The following is a 2,543-nucleotide window of genomic DNA, read 5'->3' as shown; positions in this document are numbered from 1 at the left end:
GGGCATGGGCTTGGGTATTTCAGGCGCAGCCACAACTACCAGCCGGTCCTTGGCGAAGCAGCGGCCGACCAGACTGCTGTCTGGGCTCGGGTTGATCCGGATGGCGACGTCAAATTGTTCCTCGACCAGGTCGACCAGGCGATCCTCCGCCACGACTTCGATTTCGACCTCCGGGTAGGCGGCACAGAATTCGGCGCCGATGCGGCCCATTGCAAGCTGGGAGAACAGGACTGGGGAGGCGACACGCAAGCGTCCGCGAGGCGTCGATACGCCCTCACGGGCCACCGTCATGGCTTCGGCCACCTCGGCCAACGGGCCTTCTGTTCGAGCCATCAGCATTTCGCCGGCTTCGGTGAGCTTCAGGCCGCGAGCGCTGCGCTCGATCAGCCTCACGCCCAGTTGTTCCTCAAGGTCGGAGATTCGGCGCGATAAGGTGGCTTTGGAGATACCGCTCGCACGGCTTGCCTTTCCCAGCCCCTCATTCGTTGCGACGAGTATGAAATCGATCAGAGCGTTCAGGTTCATGGTGTTCCATTTTTGAAACGAAGTGTCTGTATTTTGGTGTCTCTGCTTTACCTGTGCAACAGCATATCTTCTCGTCATCGGAACTCGATACGAGGAATTGTTATGAGCACCATGCAACGTGCTGTACTGATCCGGGCATACGGCGGCGCTGACGCCGCGCAAGTGACCGAGATCGAAAAGCCAGAACCAGGGCAAGGTCAGGTTCTGGTTCGAGTTCGAGCCGCTGGCGTGAACGGCATCGATTGGAAGGTCCGTGAGGGCCATGTGCGAAATGCTTTCCCGCTTCCACTGCCAATAGTACTCGGCGCCGAAATGGCGGGAGTTGTCGAGGCTGTCGGCCCCGGAGCCTCTCGCTTTCGTGTCGGCGATCGAGTCATGGGCGCGGTGGGAGGGCTGGGCGCGTACGCCGAATTCGTGAGCGTCAGTGAAGCGAGCCTTTCCCTTACGCCTGAAAATCTTGATGACGTCCATGCTGCCGCCATACCCGTAGCAGCCTTGGCGGCCTGGAAGAGTCTTCATCACGCAGGACCGATCCATCCAGGCCAGCGAATCCTTATCCATGGCGCGGCAGGGGCGCTGGGCGCCTATGCCGTGCAGTACGCCAAGCGGGCCGCCGCCGAGGTCTTCGCAACTGCGGGCACGGCTGACCTGGATTATGTGCGCAGCCTCGGCGCGGATCATGTCATCGACTATCAATCCCAACGTTTCGAGGACGTCGTCCAGGACATTGACCTGGTACTCGATTACGTCGGGGGTGAGGTACTGGATCGCTCGTGGCAGGTGTTGGCRGAAAACGGCGTGATTGTTGGCACGTCATCACCCGACATTCTGGCGCGCACGCCGGCGAATCGCCGAGGCCTCTGGTTCATGAACAAGCCCGACCCCAAATTGCTGGAGACGCTGGCCCAGGAAATCGCCAGCGGCACGCTGCAGTCCAGGATCGGCAAGGTCGTTGGCTTCGCCGACATCCCTGAGGCCATCGAACGCAATCGCAGCGCTTCACGGACTGGCAAGGTCGTTGCGGACTTCTCTCGCYGACCCACCTAAGTATCCACTGTAGGAGATTCAAAAATGAGCATTCTCGTTATTGGTGCCACGGGCACCATTGGTTCACTCATCACTCAAGGCCTTGCCGACGCGGGCGCCGAGGTCAAAGCGCTAGTGCGCCAATCGGGTAAGCGGGACTTCCCGGCCGGCGTCACTGAAGTTGTTGCAGACCTCACCGATGTACCGTCGATGCACCTCGCGCTGTCGTCGGTGCGGACGCTGTTCCTGCTCAACGCCGTTACGCCCGATGAGTTGACGCAAGCCCTCATCACGCTGAACCTTGCACGCGAGGCTGGCATCGAGCGCCTCGTTTACCTGTCGGTGATTCATGCCGACAAGTTCACCAATGTTCCGCACTTCACCGGCAAGCATACGGTTGAACGCATGATCGAAAGCCTCGACATCCCCGCAACTATCCTGCGTCCGGCTTACTTCATGCAAAACGACCGTATGGTCCAACAGACGATTCAGAACTACTCGGTGTACCCGATGCCGATCGGCTCGGCGGGCGTCTCGATGATTGATGCACGCGATATCGCCGATGTCGCCGTTGCCGAGTTGCTGCGACGCGACAAAGCGTCTTCTGCTCTGGATCGCGTAACCCTGGAGTTGGTTGGACCGCAAGCGCTTACCGGTGCGTCCGTGGCGAAGATCTGGAGTTCCGCACTGGGTCGCGACATTGCCTACGGCAGTGACGATGTGGCGGCCTTCGAAGGACAGCTGGCTTCGTACGGTCCCACCTGGTTGGCCTATGACATGCGCCTGATGATGGCGGGTATCCAGACGTTCGGCATGCATGCGGCTGACGGAACAGTGGACCGGTTAGAGGCCATCATCGGGCACCCGCTGCGCACCTATGAAGACTTCGTTCGCGAAGCCATTGCAGAGGTTTAAACAGCGAGGGCAGTGAGGACGGGGCGTTTGTTTTTGTGTGGGCGACAAACAAAAAATGGCCTTCCAGCCCATTAGCG

General features: G+C 59.8%; 3 protein-coding genes and 1 pseudogene. 3 read left to right on the top strand and 1 reads right to left on the bottom strand.

What is annotated here, in order from left to right; all coding sequences use genetic code 11:
- Positions 1 to 525: LysR family transcriptional regulator (locus ACXRVY_RS23830; RefSeq protein WP_458238409.1), on the bottom strand; the 525-nt coding region annotated here is incomplete at its 3' end.
- Positions 526 to 627: 102 nt separating this feature from the next.
- Between ACXRVY_RS23830 and ACXRVY_RS23825 the strand changes: the two are divergent.
- From ACXRVY_RS23825 to ACXRVY_RS23815, 3 genes and pseudogenes are all read left to right on the top strand, one after another.
- A pseudogene (locus ACXRVY_RS23825) lies at positions 628 to 912 on the top strand (alcohol dehydrogenase catalytic domain-containing protein); the annotation flags it as partial.
- Positions 913 to 1,020: 108 nt separating this feature from the next.
- Positions 1,021 to 1,572 carry a zinc-binding dehydrogenase gene (locus ACXRVY_RS23820; RefSeq protein WP_458238410.1) on the top strand — a complete coding sequence of 184 codons (552 nt, stop codon included), beginning with the start codon at positions 1,021 to 1,023 and terminating at the stop codon, positions 1,570 to 1,572.
- Positions 1,573 to 1,596: 24 nt separating this feature from the next.
- Positions 1,597 to 2,466, top strand: coding sequence for an NmrA/HSCARG family protein (locus ACXRVY_RS23815; RefSeq protein WP_223457284.1), 870 nt, complete (start codon positions 1,597 to 1,599; stop codon positions 2,464 to 2,466).
- The last annotated feature ends 77 nt before the right edge of the window (positions 2,467 to 2,543 follow it).

It is taken from the genome of Pseudomonas sp. P5_A2_2, assembly GCF_054177685.1.
The sequence above is the reverse complement of the archived record's forward strand: the minus strand, read 5'-3'. Positions and strand labels throughout refer to the sequence as shown.